Genomic DNA, 14,962 nt, shown 5'->3' with positions numbered 1-14,962 from the left:
GGGGGCCGGTCAGAGGGCGTCCGGGCCGCGTTCGCCCGTACGGACCCTGACGGCCGTCTCGACCGGGACGGTCCAGACCTTGCCGTCACCGATCTTGCCGGTCCGGGCGGCCTTGACGACGACGTCGAGGAGCTGTTCGGCGTCCTCGTCCTCGACCAGCACCTCGATGCGGATCTTGGGAACGAGGTCGACGGTGTACTCGGCGCCCCGGTAGACCTCGGTGTGGCCGCGCTGACGACCGTAGCCGCTGGCCTCGGTGACGGTGAGGCCCTGGACGCCGAACGCCTGGAGGGCTTCCTTGATCTCGTCCAGACGGTGGGGCTTCACGACTGCGGTGATGAGCTTCATGCGTCCACCTTCTTGTTCGTCGGGGCGGCCGGGCCGGGGGCGGGGGCGGCGGTACGGGAGGCCGCGCCGCCGCCGGCGCCGCTGAAGTCGTACGCGGTCTCGGCGTGTTCGACCTGGTCGATGCCGGAGATCTCGTCGTCCTCGGCCACGCGCATCCCGAGGATCTTGTCGACCAGGAAGGCGAGGACCGCGGAGACGACGAGAGAGTACGCGAGGACCGCGAAGACGCCGACGGCCTGCTTGCCGAGCTGGTCGAGCCCGCCGCCGTAGAAGAGGCCCTTGGCGTCGGACTGGACGCCGCCGGTGGCGAAGAAGCCGATGAGCAGGGAGCCGATGATGCCGCCGACGAGGTGGACGCCGACGACGTCGAGGGAGTCGTCGTAGCCGAACTTGTACTTGAGGCCGACGGCCATGGCGCACAGCACACCGGCGATGGCGCCGACCGCGATGGCGCCGAGCGGGCTGACCGCGCCGCCGGCCGGTGTGATGGCGACGAGTCCGGCGACCGCGCCGGAGGCGGCACCGAGGGTGGTGAAGGCGCCGTGGCGGATCTTCTCGTAGGCGAGCCAGGCGAGCATCGCGGCGCCGGTGGCGACCTGGGTGTTGACGAACATGACCGCGCCCACGCCGTCGTCGTTGCCGAGCCAGGAGCCGGCGTTGAAGCCGAACCAGCCGAACCAGAGGAGACCGGCACCGAGCATGACGAGCGGCAGGCTGTGCGGCCGCATCGGGTCCTTCTTGAAGCCGACGCGCTTGCCGATCACCAGGATCACGCCGAGGGCGGCCGCACCCGCGTTGATGTGGACGGCGGTACCGCCGGCGAAGTCGATGACGCCGAGCTCGTACAGCCAGCCGCCCGCGCCCCACACCCAGTGCGCGACCGGGAAGTAGACGACGGTGACCCAGAGCGTGATGAACAGGGCCCAGGAGGTGAACTTGACCCGGTCGGCGAGGGCACCGCTTATCAGGGCGGGCGTGAGGATGGCGAACATCAGCTGGAACACGGCGAAGACGTAGACCGGGATGGTGTAGCCGTCCCAGAGTTCCGTGACGCCGATCCCGCTGAGGCCGACGAAGTCCTGGCTCCAGCCGATGACCGATCCGGCGTCGGTCCCGAAGGCGAGGCTGAAGCCGTACAGCACCCAGAGGATCGTGACGATCCCGAGGCTGATGAAGCTCATCATCAGCATGTTGAGGGTGCTCTTGACGCGGACCATGCCTCCGTAGAAGAAGGCGAGGGCCGGGGTCATGAGCATCACCAGGGCCGAGCAGATGAGCATGAAGCCGGTGTTGGCGGCAGACAGCGTCGGGGTGTCTGCGGCAAGCGTCGTGATGCCTGGGGGCATCGGCGTCTCCTCGTCGTCGGTGCGGCCGCGTGCGGGCGGTGGGGGCACAACCACTGCGGGACCACTGGGGAAAAGTGCGGGCCGGTTATGAGCCACGAGGTTCGCCCAGCGCCGTTTCGGCCGGTGCGCCGCGATGTTTCGCGGCAGTGACGAAGGGAAGCGACGTGTTACGTCCCCATGAACCGCGCATGCCGTACCCACGCTCGCGCCCACTCTGCGGCCCGGGCCGCATACGGTGCGGTTACGACGCTCCGGCAGGGGAACGACCACACGAACCGGCCACGGCGATCACCCGTTGACCTGGCAATGGGGGGAGCCGAAGTCGGTCTGTGCTGGGTGATCGTCGTGGCCGGGGTCTGGGGGCCCGAGGGCCGTCGCTAGACGGTTTCCACGGTCTCGGGCAGCTGCTCGATGAGGAGTTCGGTGAGCTCGGCGACCTCGGGCACGTCCCCGAAGTCCCTGGCGGCGGTGTCGACGGTCTTGCGGAGCCGGGTGTTGACCCGCTCGGAGCGCACCTTTTTGGCCACGCGCAGCGCCTGCCCGGCGGGCACGGTGGACGCCTCGGGCTCGCCCTTGAGGAGGTGCACGGTGGCGAGGCCGATCAGATTGAGCGCGTAGGAGCGCTGGTGCTCGTCGTCCTCGCCGAAGAGCTGGACGGCCCGCTGCATGACGGGCTCGGCGAGCGAGGCGTACGTGGGGCTACGGCCGGCCACATAGGCGAGGTCCCGGTACGAGTGCGAGTTCTCGCCGTTCAGCTCGGCCTCGGAGAAGAAGCGGATCCAGTCGGGCTCGGGCTCGCCGTCGACGCCGGCGTCCAGGAAGGTGTCCTCGGCCATGCGGACCGCCCGCTTGCACTTGCTGGGCTGGCCCATGTTCGCGTAGGCGCGCGCCTCCATCGCGTACAGCATCGCCTGGGTGCGCGGGGTCGCGCAGTCGCGGCTGCCGTACTGGGCGAGGTGGATCAGCTCCAGGGCGTCGTCCGGGCGGCCGAGGTGGATCATCTGGCGGCTCATGCTGGACAGGACGTACGAGCCGAGCGGCTTGTCGCCGGCCTCCTTGGCGGCGTGCAGGGCGAGCACGAAGTACTTCTGGGCGGTGGGCTGGAGGCCGACGTCGTAGCTCATCCAGCCCGCCAGCTCGGCCAGTTCGGCGGCGCAGCGGAACAGGCGCTTGGAGGTGGCGGCGGGCTGGGGCTCCTGGAGCAGGTCGGTGACCTCGTGGAGCTGGCCGACGACGGCCTTGCGGCGCAGTCCGCCGCCGCACTGCGCGTCCCACTGGCGGAACATCGCGGTGGTCGACTCCAGCAGGTCGAGCTCGGGGCCGGAGAGCCTGGAGGGGCGGCGGGCGGCGGCGGGTTCCGGTTCGGCGGCGGGGGCGGCCGCGACCGGCACCAGCCAGCGCTGCATGGGCTCGATGAGCGCGGGACCGGCGGCGAGGGCGAGGGAGCTGCCGAGGAAGCCCCGGCGGGCGAGCATCAGGTCGCTCCGCGAGAACTCGCTGAGCAGGGCGACGGTCTGCGGGCCCGCCCACGGCAGGTCCACACCGGCCACGGAGGGCGCCTGATGCGGGGTGCGCAGCCCCAGGTCCTCGACGGCGACGACGCTGCCGAAGCGCTCCGAGAACAGCTCGGACAGGATGCGCGGGATCGGCTCGCGCGGCTGCTCGCCGTCCAGCCAGCGCCGCACCCGGGAGGTGTCGGTGCTGATGTGGTGGGCGCCCATCTGGCGCGCCCGGCGGTTCACCTGCCGCGCCAGCTCGCCCTTCGACCAGCCGCTGCGCACGAACCACGACCCCAGTTGCCCGTTCGGGCGCTTGCCGGCATTCGTCTCGCCTGCGCCGCTGCCACTCACGGATAAGCCCCCATCCCGCCGAATACGTGTCGCGCGAAGCACTACCAGAATGCCCCGAACTCATGTCGTCCGTACGGGCGTTGGGCCCGATCGAACAGAAAGCCGGGTTGCCTGCGGCATACCCATGGGCGCACATACTTCCATGGTTCGTGTACCGACGGTAATCCTACGATCACGGGCCCGGCGAGGCCCTTTGCGTAATCGCCACCATTCGCCACCCCTTCGATTGAACGCCACCCCCATGGGCCGCGATTCACTTGACAGGACGATTCGCACGGGCGCGAGGAAGCGCCCGGGGGCGCGCGGGCGGTTGCACGCTCCTCTTCGTAACCACCGGCGAACCGGACCCGTTGGAGGGGGCATGGGCTTCACGATCGGAATCCGCGAGATGCGCACCGGCGCACGGCGTCGCGCCCGTGCCGCCGCCACCGGCGGTACGGAGGTGGCCGAGTACACCGGCCTGTGGGGCTGGGCCGTGGTGCCCGGGGCCCGCGCGGCGGACGGCGTCTGCTCCTGCGGGGACCCCGGCTGCGCCGCCCCGGGCGCGCATCCGCTGGAGTTCGCCCGTGAGGTGCCCGCCGGCGCGACGCTCGACGCGGCGGCGCGCGCCTGGGCCGAGGTGCCCGGCGCCTCGATGATGCTCCCCGTGGGCCGGAGCTTCGACGTGCTCGACGTGGCGGAGGGTGCCGGGCGCCGGGCCCTGGTGCGGATGGAGCGGATGGGCCTGCCGCTGGGCCCGGTCTCGGTCACCCCGCAGGGCCGGGCGCAGTTCTTCGTGGCGCCGGGCGCCGCCGCCGGGCTGCCCCGGCTGCTGTACCGGATGGGCTGGGACGACGCGGGGCTCGATCTGCGGGCGCTCGGCCCGGGCGGCCACATCACCGCGCCGCCCTCGGACCGGGGCGGGCGCGGTCCGGTCCGCTGGCTGCGGGCGCCCGGGCCCGACAGCGCGACGCCGCCGGAGGCCCGCCTGCTGCTGGGGACGCTGGCGTACCTCTGTCACCGGTGGGCGGCGCCCTGCGGCTGAGCCGCGTACGTCCCGCACAGCAGGAAGCCCGGCCGTACGAAACGGCCGGGCTTCGGAGCTGTCGAGTGGGGGTCAGTCCCCGATCAGCGCGTCCACGAACGCCTCCGGCTCGAACGGGGCCAGGTCGTCCGGGCCCTCACCGAGTCCGACGAGCTTGACCGGGACGCCCAGCTCGCGCTGGACGGCGACGACGATGCCGCCCTTGGCGGTGCCGTCCAGCTTGGTCAGGACGATGCCGGTGATGTCGACCACCTCGGCGAAGACCCGCGCCTGCACCAGGCCGTTCTGCCCGGTGGTGGCGTCCAGGACGAGCAGCACCTCGTCCAGCGGGCCGTGCTTCTCCACGACGCGCTTGACCTTGCCCAGCTCGTCCATGAGCCCGGTCTTGGTGTGCAGCCGTCCCGCGGTGTCGATGAGCACCACGTCGGCGCCCTCGGCGATGCCCTCCTTGACCGCGTCGTAGGCGATGGACGCCGGGTCGCCGCCCTCCGGACCTCGCACGGTGCGGGCGCCGACGCGCTCGCCCCAGGTCTGGAGCTGGTCGGCGGCGGCGGCGCGGAAGGTGTCGGCCGCGCCGAGCACCACGCTGCGGCCGTCGGCGACGAGCACCCGCGCCAGCTTGCCGGTGGTGGTGGTCTTGCCGGTGCCGTTGACGCCGACGACCATCACGACGCCGGGGGTCTCCAGACCGCCCTCCGTCTTCACGGCGCGGTCGAAGGCGGTGCCGAGCAGGGTCAGCAGCTCCTCGCGGAGCAGGGCGCGCAGCTCCTCGGGGGTGCGGGTGCCGAGCACCCGGACGCGCTCACGCAGGCGCTCGACCAGCTCCTGGGTGGGGGCGACGCCGACGTCGGCGGTGAGGAGGGTGTCCTCGATCTCCTCCCAGGTGTCCTCGTCCAGATTGTCCCGGGACAGCAGGGCGAGGAGCCCCTTGCCGAGGGTGTTCTGCGAGCGGGCGAGGCGGGCGCGCAGCCGGACGAGCCGGCCTGCGGTGGGCTCGGGGACGTCGAGCGCGGGGGCTTCCGGCTCCACCGTCTCCGGCTCGGCCTCGGCGGGCGGGGCCGCGACGTCCTCGACGGTGCGGCGTGATTCCTCGCGCGGCTCTTCGGCCTCCTCGCCGACACGGGGCTCAGCGGGAGGTGTGAGGGTCGGCGTGCTCGACGGTGCCGGGGGCAGCTGCTTCTTCTTGCGGCTGCTGACCACGAGCCCGCTGACCACGCCGACCGCGACCAGGGCGATGACTACAGCAAGGATGACGAATTCCATAACCCTCCCAGTATCGGTCACGCGGGCCGGCAATCGAGGGAGGGAGGGATGCGGTGCGGGATCGCGGACCCGTGCGATCTTGCGGTCACCATGCCCGGTATGCCGGAAAGGTACGATTCCGGCCGTGGAGACCCGTGGCCTGGACCCCGTGCCCGACGAGGAGCGCACCGGCCGGGTCCGTGCCCTCTTCCCCACCTGGGCCACGGCGAACATGACCGCGCTGCTCGTCACCGTGGGCGCGGGGCTCGTCGTGCTGAACGGGCTGAGCCTCTGGCAGGTCCTGGTGGCGGCCGCGGTGGCGCCGCTGATCTCGTTCGGCCTGGTCGGCTTCGTCTCGCTGGCCGGGAAGCGGGGCGGCGCCCCCGGCATGGCGCTGTCGCGGGCGGTCTTCGGCGTACGGGGCAATCTGGCGCCGGGCGCGCTGATCTGGGTGGCGCGGTGGGGCTGGGAGACGATGAACGCGGTCACCGGCGCGTACGCCCTGCTCACCGTGGGCCAAGTGCTGTTCGGGGTCCGGAGCACGACCGCGCTGGTCATGGCGACGCTGCTCGCGTTCGTGGCGGGCAGCTTTCTGCTGTCGGGGCTCGGGCTGCGGGCGCTGCGGGTGTGCTGCACCTGGTCCGCGTACCTCTTCGGCACCTTCAGCGTCCTGGTGCTGGCGCATCTGGCCGCGACCGTGCCGTGGCGCGCGGTGCTCGACCGGCCGCCCGGCGCGGTGTCGGCGGTGATCGCGGGCATCGGCACGCTGACGGCCGGGGGGATCAGCTGGGCACCGTCCGGTCCGGACTTCGCCCGCTATCTGCCGCGCGCCTCGAAGGGCGGGGCGATGGTCGCGGCGACGGTGGGCGGGGCGCTGGTGGTGCTGGTGCCGCTGGTGGTGATGGGGTCGGTGATGGCGGTGCGGACGCCGCAGCTGGCGCTGACCCGGGACCCGGTCTCCTTCATCGGGGTCATGCTGCCGACCTGGCTCTCCGTCCCGTATCTGATCGTCGCGGTCACGGGCATGGTGCTGATCAACGCGCTGTCGATGTACTCGGCCGGGTTCACCGCGCAGACCCTCGGCTTCACCGTGCCGCGCGCCTGGGCCGTCGGGGTGAACGCGGCGATCAGCCTGTTCCTGGGCGCGCTCCTGATGATGGTGGCGAGCAGCTTCATCGACGCCTTCGTGTCGTTCCTGCGGCTGCTCGCGGTGACGTTCTCGGCCTGGATCGGGGTCTTCGCCACGGACATGCTGCGCGGCCGGAGCTACGACCCGGTGGCGCTGATGGACACCGGGCGGGGCGGTGCGTACTGGTACACGGGCGGCGTGGCGTGGCCCGCGGTCGCGGCGTGGGGCGCGGGGCTCGTGGTGGGGCTGCTGTTCACCGGGGTGGAGTGGTTCACCGGTCCGCTCGCCGGGACCTGGCCGGGCCGCAGCGGCCTGGGCTGGGCGGCCACGGCCCTCGTCTCGGGCGGCCTGTACGCGGTGCTCCCGCGCCCCGGCCGCCCCGACGGAAGGCCCTGACGGAGGGGCTCAGCCCATCTCCTCCAGCGCCTTGCCCTTGGTCTCCTTCACGAACTTGAGGACGAAGGGGATCGAGAGCGTGGCGAAGCAGGCGTAGATGATGTACGTGCCCGAGAGGTTCCAGTCCGCGAGGCTCGGGAAGCTGGCGGTGATCGCCCAGTTGGCGATCCACTGCGCGGACGCGGCGACGCCGAGCGCGGCAGCGCGGATGCGGTTGGGGAACATCTCGCCGAGGAAGACCCAGACCACCACACCCCACGACAGGGCGAAGAAGAGCACGAAGACGTGGGCGGCGGTGAGGGCCACCGCGCCCTGGGCGGTCGGGAGCTTGCCGTCGACCAGGTCGGCGGAGAAGGCCCAGGCCTCGAAGGCGAGGGCGACGGCCATGCCGCAGGAGCCGACGAGGGCGAGCGGGCGGCGGCCGACGCGGTCCACCAGGACCATCGCGATGACGGTACCGATGATGTTGACGATCGACGTGGTGAACGACCAGAAGAAGGAGTCGGTCGGGTCGATGCCGACGGACTGCCACAGCGTCGCGGAGTAGTAGAACGCCACGTTGATGCCGACGAGCTGCTGGAACACCGAGAGGCCGATGCCGACCCAGACGATCGGCAGGAAGCCGAAGCGGCTGCCGAGCAGGTCCTTGAAGGTGGACTTGTGCTCGCGGCGCATCGCGGTCTCGATCTCCTGGACGCGCGCGTCCAGGTCGACGTTCTTGCCCTCGACCTCTTCGAGGATCTTCCGGGCCCGTTCCCGCTTGCCGATGGAGAGCAGGAAGCGCGGCGACTCGGGGATCGCGAACGAGAGGAGCCCGTAGAGGATCGCGGGCACGACCATCACGCCGAGCATCCACTGCCAGGCTTCCAGGCCGCCGATCTTGCCGCGCTGGTCGCCGTCGGCGATCTGCAGGATGCCGTAGTTGACGAGCTGGGAGATGGCGATGCCGATGACGATCGCGGCCTGCTGGAAGGAGCCGAGGCGGCCCCGGTAGGCGGGCGGCGAGACCTCGGCGATGTAGGCGGGGCCGATCACCGAGGCCATGCCGATCGCGAAGCCGCCGATGATGCGCCACATCGCCAGGTCCCAGAGCGCGAACGGGAGCGCGGAGCCCACGGCGCTGATGGTGAACAGGACGGCGGCGATCTGCATGCAGCGGATGCGCCCGATGCGGTCGGCGATCCGGCCGGCCGTGGCGGCGCCGATCGCGCAGCCGATGAGCGCGATGGCGATGACCTGGGCGAGGGTGCCGGAGCCGATGTCGTAACGGTGGCGGATCGCCTCGACGGCGCCGTTGATCACGGAGCTGTCGTAGCCGAAGAGGAAGCCGCCCATCGCGGCCGCCGCGGTGATGAAGATGACATGGCCGAGATGGTCCGGGTGGGCCGAACGGGCCCCGGACTCCGGTCCGGATCCTGGCGACGTACTGGTCACGTAAGTCCTCCCTGGGGCGGGGCCACGGCATCGGACATGGGTAAGTGGATCTCAAGTGGCGCACATCTTCGGCCCCGCCACCACTCGGGTACCCCCGCGCTCAGCGCAGACGCTGGCTGATCACCTTCGAAACGCCGTCGCCCTGCATCGACACCCCGTACAGCGCGTCGGCGACCTCCATCGTCCGCTTCTGGTGCGTGATGACGATGAGCTGCGAGCTCTCCTGGAGCTCCTCCATGATCCGGATCAGCCGCTGGAGGTTGGTGTCGTCCAGCGCCGCCTCGACCTCGTCCATCACGTAGAACGGGCTGGGCCTCGCCTTGAAGATCGAGACCAGCAACGCCACCGCCGTCAGGGACCTTTCGCCGCCGGAGAGCAGGGAGAGCCGCTTGACCTTCTTGCCCGGCGGCCGGGCCTCGACATCGACCCCGGTGGTGAGCATGTGGTCGGGATCGGTCAGGATCAGCCGCCCCTCACCGCCCGGGAAGAGGCGCGAGAAGACGCCCTCGAACTCGCGGGCGGTGTCCCGGTACGCCTCGGTGAACACCTGCTCGACCCGCTCGTCGACCTCCTTGACGACCTGGAGCAGATCGGCCCGGGTCTTCTTCAGGTCCTCCAGCTGCTCGGAGAGGAACTTGTGCCGCTCCTCCAGCGCGGAGAACTCCTCCAGGGCGAGCGGATTCACCTTCCCGAGTTGCTGATACGCCCGTTCGGCGGACCGGAGCCGCTTCTCCTGCTCGGCCCTGACGAACGCCCTGGGCCGGTTACGCGGATGCTCCGGGTCCTCCGGCAGCTCCTCGCCCTCGGCGGGCGGCGACGGCGGCACCAACTGGTCGGGGCCGTACTCCGCGACCAGCCCGGCCGGCTCGACGCCCAGCTCCTCCAGCGCCCTGGTCTCCAGCTGCTCCACCCGCAGCCGCTTCTCGGCGCCCAGCACCTCACCCCGGTGCACCGAGTCCGTCAGCTTGTCCAGCTCCCCCTTGAGGTCCCGGCCGCGCAGCCGCTCCGCGGCCAGCTCCCGCTCCCGCTCCCCCTTGGACTCCTCGGCCGCCGCCCGTTCCCGCTCCGCCCGTACGACGGACACCTCGACGTGCGCGAGGAGCTGCCGGGCCCCCGACGCCACGGCCGCCGCCACCTCCGCCTCGTGGCGCAGCCGGGCCCGCCGCCGCTCGGCCCGGTTCCGGGCCTCGCGCTCGGCGCGCGCGGCCCGGTCCAGCGAGTCGGCGCGCCCGGCGAGGGCCTTGACGCGTTCCTCGTGCGTACGGACCTGGAGGCGGGCCTCCATCTCGGTCTGGCGGGCGTTGGCACCGTCGGCCGCGAGGCGGTCGCGCACGCCGGTGTCCGGTTCGTCGTCGGCACCGTCCCCGGCCGCCTCCTCCGCGACGAGCAGCCGTTCGGCCAGCTCCTCCGCCTCCTCGGTGGCCCGCTCCAGCGCCTCCTGGGCCCGGGCGGCGGAGGCGTCCATGCGCTCGGCCTCACCGGCGGCGCCCCGCGCCTGCCCGGCGAGCCGCCCGAGCTGCTGGGCCACGCCCGCCCGCTCCCGCTCGGCGGCGCGCCGCCGCTCCCCCAGCTCCTCGACCAGCGCCGCCGACCCGGTCCGCCGCCCGGCCGCCAGCCGCTGGGCCTCGGCCAGTTCGGCGCACCGCACGGCCAGCCCGGCGAGTTCGGCGGCGGCCTCGTCCACGGACGCCTGTACTTCGAGGAGGCTGGGCGCCCCGGCGGAGCCGCCGTGCGCGAAGTGGGCGGAGAGCAGGTCGCCCTCGCCGGTCACCGCGGTCAGCTCCGGATGCGCGGCGACCAGGTCCTCGGCGTCCTCCAGGGTCGCGACGACCACCATGTCCCGGACCAGCCTGCGGACGGCGGCCACCAGTTCGACGGGGCCGCTGACGAGATCGGCGACCTGGGCGGCGGTGGGGGCGAGGGCCTGCGCGGTGTGCACGGGGTCCGGCGCCGGCGTCGCCGGTACGGCCTCGGCCGCTCCCCCGCCCTCCGCGCTCCGGCCGGGAAGCGCGACCTGCGGGGCGTCCCCGTGGTGCGGCGGGTGGGCCGAGGTGCCCTGGCCGGGTACGTGCCCGGTCGCGTCGCCGTCCCCGGTGGCGGCCCGCGCCGGGGCGCCCAGGAGCAGCGCCGCGCGCCCCGCGTCCTGCTTGCGCAGCAGCCGGATCGCCTCGGCCGCCGTGGCCGGGTCCGTGACCGCGACCGCGTCCGCCGCCGCGCCCAGCGCCGCCGCCACCGCGACCTCGTGGCCCGGGGCCACCGTCAGCAGTTCGGCGGCGGGCCCGAGCAGGCCGGTGAGCCGGTCGCGGGCCCCGAGCAGCGCACCGGTGCCGTCCTTGCGCCGCAGCCCGAGGGCGAGCGCGTCGTGCCGGGCCGCGACGGCGGCGCGCTGCCGTTCGGCGGCGGTGGCCTCCTCACGGGCCCGGGAGTGCGCCGCCTCGGCCTCCTTCAGCGCGCGGCGGGCGGCTTCGTGCTGTTCGCCGAGCTCGGTGTCCCCGGCGTCCAGGCCGTCGACCTCGGCCTTCAGCTCCTCGTACTCCTCCTGGGCGGCGACGGCCCGCTCCCGGGCCTCGTCGCGCGAGGCGGAGAGCCGGTCGATCTCCGCCTGGGCCGAACCGGCGCGGCTGCGGGCGGCGTTGACCTGGCCGTGCAGCCGGGCGAGCCCTTCGCGGCGGTCGGCCAGGGCCCGCGCGGCGTCCTTGAGGCGACGCTCCTCGGCCGCCAACGCGCGCTCCAGCTCGTGGCGGTGCGACGCGGTGTCGTCCAGCGCGTGTTCGGCCGCTTCCAGGGCGGCGGTCAGCTCGGCCTCCTGCTCGCGGATGCGGGCGGCCTCGCGCTCCATGTCCTCGGGGTCGCGGCCGCGGCGCTCCTCCTCGGGCGGGGCGGTGGCGCTCTTCACCCGGGCGTCGGCCAGCGAGATCGTGCCGCGGACCCGTTCGGCGAGCTGCGAGAGGTCGTACCAGGTCTGCTGGGCGCGCTGGAGCCTGGGCGTCAGCCGCCGTACCTGGTCCTCCAGTTCGGCCTCGCGGGCGAGGGCGGCCTTGAGCTCCGCCTCGGCGGCCTCGCGGCGCTGCTTGAGCGCGGCCTCGTCGGCGACCTCGCTGCGCAGGGCGGTCCGCAGCGTCACGAGGTCGTCGGCGAGGAGGCGCAGCCGGGCGTCGCGCAGGTCGGCCTGGATGACGGCGGCGCGGCGGGCCACGGCCGCCTGCCGGCCGAGGGGCTTCAGCTGTCTGCGCAGCTCGTCGGTGAGGTCCTGGACCCTGGCGAGGTTCGCACCCATCGCGTCCAGCTTCCGCAGCGCCTTCTCCTTGCGCTTGCGGTGCTTGAGGACGCCGGCCGCCTCCTCGATGAAGGCGCGGCGGCCCATGGGGTCGGCGTGCAGGACGGAGTCCAGCTGGCCCTGGCCGACGATGACGTGCATCTCGCGGCCGATACCGGAGTCGGAGAGGAGTTCCTGGATGTCCAGGAGGCGGCAGGTGTCGCCGTTGATCTGGTATTCGCTGCCGCCGTTGCGGAACATGATCCGCGTAATGGTGACTTCGGCGTATTCGATGGGCAGGGCGCCGTCGGAATTGTCGATGGTCAGCGAGACCTCGGCCCGGCCCAGCGGCGGCCGGCCGGTGGTCCCGGCGAAGATCACGTCTTCCATCTTGCCGCCGCGCAGGGATTTCGCGCCCTGTTCACCCATGACCCAGGAGAGCGCGTCCACCACATTGGATTTGCCCGACCCATTGGGCCCGACGACGCAGGTGATGCCGGGTTCGAACCGCAGCGTCGTGGCGGAGGCGAACGACTTGAATCCGCGCAGGGTCAGGGCCTTGAGGTGCACGCCGCCGGACTCTACCTTTCGCACTCGGTTTCGCTGATGAAGGTGCAGGGCACATCAGACGGTAAGGGAAGGGCTGTACGTCCGGGGCGGGACCTGCGCGAGGCGGGGGAAAAGAAAGAAGGGACGCCGAAGCGTCCCCTGTGATTCTGCGGATCAGGCGGTACCGCACACGTACCCGCGGCCTGACGGAGCATGCGGGTGTGCCGTGCGGATCAGGCCGCCGTGCGGGTCAGGTGAGTGCGGGCTCCGCCTGGGGTACGTCGATGTCGATGCTGTCGAGCAGCGACTGGTGCTGGGCGGCGGCGTTGAGCGCGTCGTTCTCCTCCTGAATCCGTACAAGCTCGGATTCGAGGTCCTGGACGCGCTGCTGGAGCCGTCGCATCTCGGCGAGGAGTCGCGGGTCGGAACCGCCGACGTAACCGAGAAGCGCCTTTGCCATGATGGATGGTCCTCCACAATGAGTGACCGACCGATGCGGTGTGGGTCGTGAGGGATCGCACCCGCGGTGTTCGGCAGTGCTCGCTGTCACTGCTGTCCTGCTGCCTACCAGCTCTGCCGAACAGCTGAGGTGCGCGGGGATTTCAGAGTCTCACCAAAAAGTTTGACGGTCAACACGATCACACCCCACAGAGGCGGGCGTCCCGGGGGCGCGCGGCGAGACGATCATGCGGCGCGGCTCTCCGACGGGCCCTCAGGGGTACGGAGATCATCCTTTGGGCGGCAGCCTGGCATGCCAACTGAATCTTGGCAACCATCAGGACATTCCGCAGGTCATTTCATGTGTACGCGCGACGGGGGCGCTTGCCGTCACCGCCCGCCGCGCCTCGGACACGGGCCGGATGCGGGCCCCTTTCGAGGCCCTTTCGGGAGCGGTCTCAGCGGATCGCGAATCCCTCGTATCCGCCGCGCGGCGTGTCCCATATCTCAGTGACGCCGTCAACGCAGCCGGGTGTGTCGTCGGACCGGAGCCAGTCGAGAAGACGGTGGCAATTCTCACGCGGGCCCTCCGCCACGACCTGTACCCGGCCGTCGTCCAGATTGAGTGCGAAACCGGTGAGGCCGCCGATCTCCAAAGCGTTTGCCCTGGTGAACCAACGGAAGCCTACTTGCTGTACTCGGCCGCGTACCCAAGCGGTGAGCCGTGCATCTTCGTTCATGCCCGAACGCTATCGGTCACATTGCTTTCGGAGCACCTTCCGGCGAATCGCCATGGCGTACAGTCCCCTCGCAAAAGCTTCACTCGTTCGGGTGAGCACGGGCGTCGAAAACGGCGTCCAGGTCGTCAGAAGGGCACAGCAGATGGGACGCCATCGACGCAGCGCCGCAGCCCCCGCCGCCGAGGAACAGGCGGACGGGGCCTCGGCCCGGCACCGCGGGGCGGGCCGCAGGAAGCGGTCCGCGATCCCCGTGCGCACCGGACTCATAGGTGTCTCGGCGGCCGTGGCCGTCGGCGCCGTCGCCGTGGCGTCGGGTCTGCTGCCCGGCGGGGACAGTCTCACCGTGAGCGGCGGTCCGACCGCCGACCAGGTCCGCTCCCAGGCCGCCCCGGACCTGCTCACCCAGGGGGGCATCACCGCATCGCCCTCCGACCGCTCCTCCGCTTCCACCCCGGCGAGCCGCGGAACCGACCGCCCCGAAGCGCCCAGGAAGCCGCATTCCGCGACGTCGAAGCCCTCCGGCTCGGCCTCGTCCAGCGCCTCCCACTCCCCTTCCGCTTCGGCCACCGCCTCGCCCTCGAAGACGGCCTCGCCCTCCAAGTCCGCGTCGCCGTCGAAGACCGCGTCCGGCAAGAAGGCCCCGGTCCAGAAGAAGGAGTCGGCCAAGCCCTCCTCCTCGTCCTCGAAGGCCCCGGCCACCAAGGCCGCGAAGAGCTCGGCGCCGGCCGCCCCGAAGTCCTCCGCACCGGCCCCGTCGAAGAGCAGCGCTCCGACGAGCACCGCCGCCTCGGCCCAGGCCGCGATCCTGGCCCTGGTCAACGAGGAGCGCGGCAAGGTCGGCTGCAGCCCGGTCACCGCCAGCTCCTCGCTCGCCTCGCTCGCCCAGAGCTTCAGCGACGACATGGCGGCACGCGGCTTCTTCGACCACACCGACCCCGACGGCAAGACCCCCTGGGACCGGGCGGACGCGGCCGGTGTCTCGGGACTCGGCGGCGAGAACATCGCCCGCGGACAGGCCGACGCCGAGGCCGTCATGGACGCCTGGATGAACAGCGACGGCCACCGCGCAAACATTCTCAACTGCGATTACAAGACGCTCGGCGTCGGCGTCCACTACGGGGCCGGCGGCCCCTGGTGGACCCAGGACTTCGGCTTCTGACCCGCACCACCGCCGTACCCACCACCTCGTACGCCCCACTCGCCTCCCTCG

At 72.0% G+C, this 14,962-nt stretch carries 11 protein-coding genes; 3 read left to right on the top strand and 8 right to left on the bottom strand.

The window, feature by feature from the left end:
- Nucleotides 1–9: 9 nt before the first annotated feature.
- The 3 genes from OHS17_RS24630 to nsdA form a co-directional block, all read right to left on the bottom strand.
- Nucleotides 10–348, bottom strand: coding sequence for a P-II family nitrogen regulator (locus OHS17_RS24630; RefSeq protein WP_018102395.1), 339 nt, complete (start codon nt 346–348; stop codon nt 10–12).
- Nucleotides 345–1,694 carry an ammonium transporter gene (locus tag OHS17_RS24625; protein ID WP_330313904.1) on the bottom strand — a complete coding sequence of 450 codons (1,350 nt, stop codon included), beginning with the start codon at nt 1,692–1,694 and terminating at the stop codon, nt 345–347. The genes OHS17_RS24630 and OHS17_RS24625 overlap by 4 nt, the downstream gene beginning before the upstream one ends.
- 377 nt (nt 1,695–2,071) lie before the next feature.
- Nucleotides 2,072–3,544, bottom strand: coding sequence for a transcriptional repressor NsdA (gene nsdA / locus OHS17_RS24620; protein ID WP_161207134.1), 1,473 nt, complete (start codon nt 3,542–3,544; stop codon nt 2,072–2,074).
- Nucleotides 3,545–3,905: 361 nt separating this feature from the next.
- On the opposite strand from nsdA, the gene OHS17_RS24615 reads away from it, so the two are divergent.
- On the top strand, nt 3,906–4,568 hold the full coding sequence (locus tag OHS17_RS24615; protein WP_330313903.1) for a bifunctional DNA primase/polymerase: 663 nt from the start codon (nt 3,906–3,908) through the stop codon (nt 4,566–4,568).
- Between the two features lie 72 nt (nt 4,569–4,640).
- On the opposite strand, the gene ftsY is transcribed toward OHS17_RS24615, so the two are convergent.
- Complete coding sequence (gene ftsY, locus OHS17_RS24610; RefSeq protein WP_330313902.1) at nt 4,641–5,831, bottom strand: signal recognition particle-docking protein FtsY; 1,191 nt, start codon at nt 5,829–5,831, stop codon at nt 4,641–4,643.
- 124 nt (nt 5,832–5,955) lie between these two features.
- On the opposite strand from ftsY, the gene OHS17_RS24605 reads away from it, so the two are divergent.
- Nucleotides 5,956–7,335, top strand: a complete 1,380-nt coding sequence (locus OHS17_RS24605) for a purine-cytosine permease family protein (protein ID WP_330313901.1) — start codon at nt 5,956–5,958, stop codon at nt 7,333–7,335.
- 9 nt (nt 7,336–7,344) lie between these two features.
- Here the strand turns inward: OHS17_RS24605 and OHS17_RS24600 are convergent, their stop codons facing one another.
- The 4 genes from OHS17_RS24600 to OHS17_RS24585 all read right to left on the bottom strand — a co-directional run bounded on the left by OHS17_RS24600 (nt 7,345) and on the right by OHS17_RS24585 (nt 13,752).
- On the bottom strand, nt 7,345–8,769 hold the full coding sequence (locus tag OHS17_RS24600; protein ID WP_330313900.1) for a sugar porter family MFS transporter: 1,425 nt from the start codon (nt 8,767–8,769) through the stop codon (nt 7,345–7,347).
- 100 nt (nt 8,770–8,869) lie between these two features.
- Nucleotides 8,870–12,595, bottom strand: a complete 3,726-nt coding sequence (locus OHS17_RS24595; RefSeq protein WP_330313899.1) for an AAA family ATPase — start codon at nt 12,593–12,595, stop codon at nt 8,870–8,872.
- Nucleotides 12,596–12,824: 229 nt separating this feature from the next.
- Nucleotides 12,825–13,034, bottom strand: a complete 210-nt coding sequence (locus tag OHS17_RS24590; protein ID WP_018102403.1) for a hypothetical protein — start codon at nt 13,032–13,034, stop codon at nt 12,825–12,827.
- 436 nt (nt 13,035–13,470) lie between these two features.
- Nucleotides 13,471–13,752: an acylphosphatase gene (locus OHS17_RS24585; RefSeq protein WP_330313898.1), complete on the bottom strand. Its 282-nt coding sequence runs from the start codon at nt 13,750–13,752 to the stop codon at nt 13,471–13,473.
- 142 nt (nt 13,753–13,894) lie between these two features.
- Here OHS17_RS24585 and OHS17_RS24580 point away from each other — a divergent pair, with 142 nt between their 5' ends.
- Nucleotides 13,895–14,911 carry a CAP domain-containing protein gene (locus OHS17_RS24580; RefSeq protein WP_330313897.1) on the top strand — a complete coding sequence of 339 codons (1,017 nt, stop codon included), beginning with the start codon at nt 13,895–13,897 and terminating at the stop codon, nt 14,909–14,911.
- Nucleotides 14,912–14,962 lie beyond the last annotated feature (51 nt).

This window comes from Streptomyces sp. NBC_00523, from assembly GCF_036346615.1.
Classification (GTDB): Bacteria; Actinomycetota; Actinomycetes; order Streptomycetales; family Streptomycetaceae; genus Streptomyces.
Note: the sequence above shows the minus strand (reverse complement) of the source record. Positions and strands in the feature narration are given on the sequence as shown.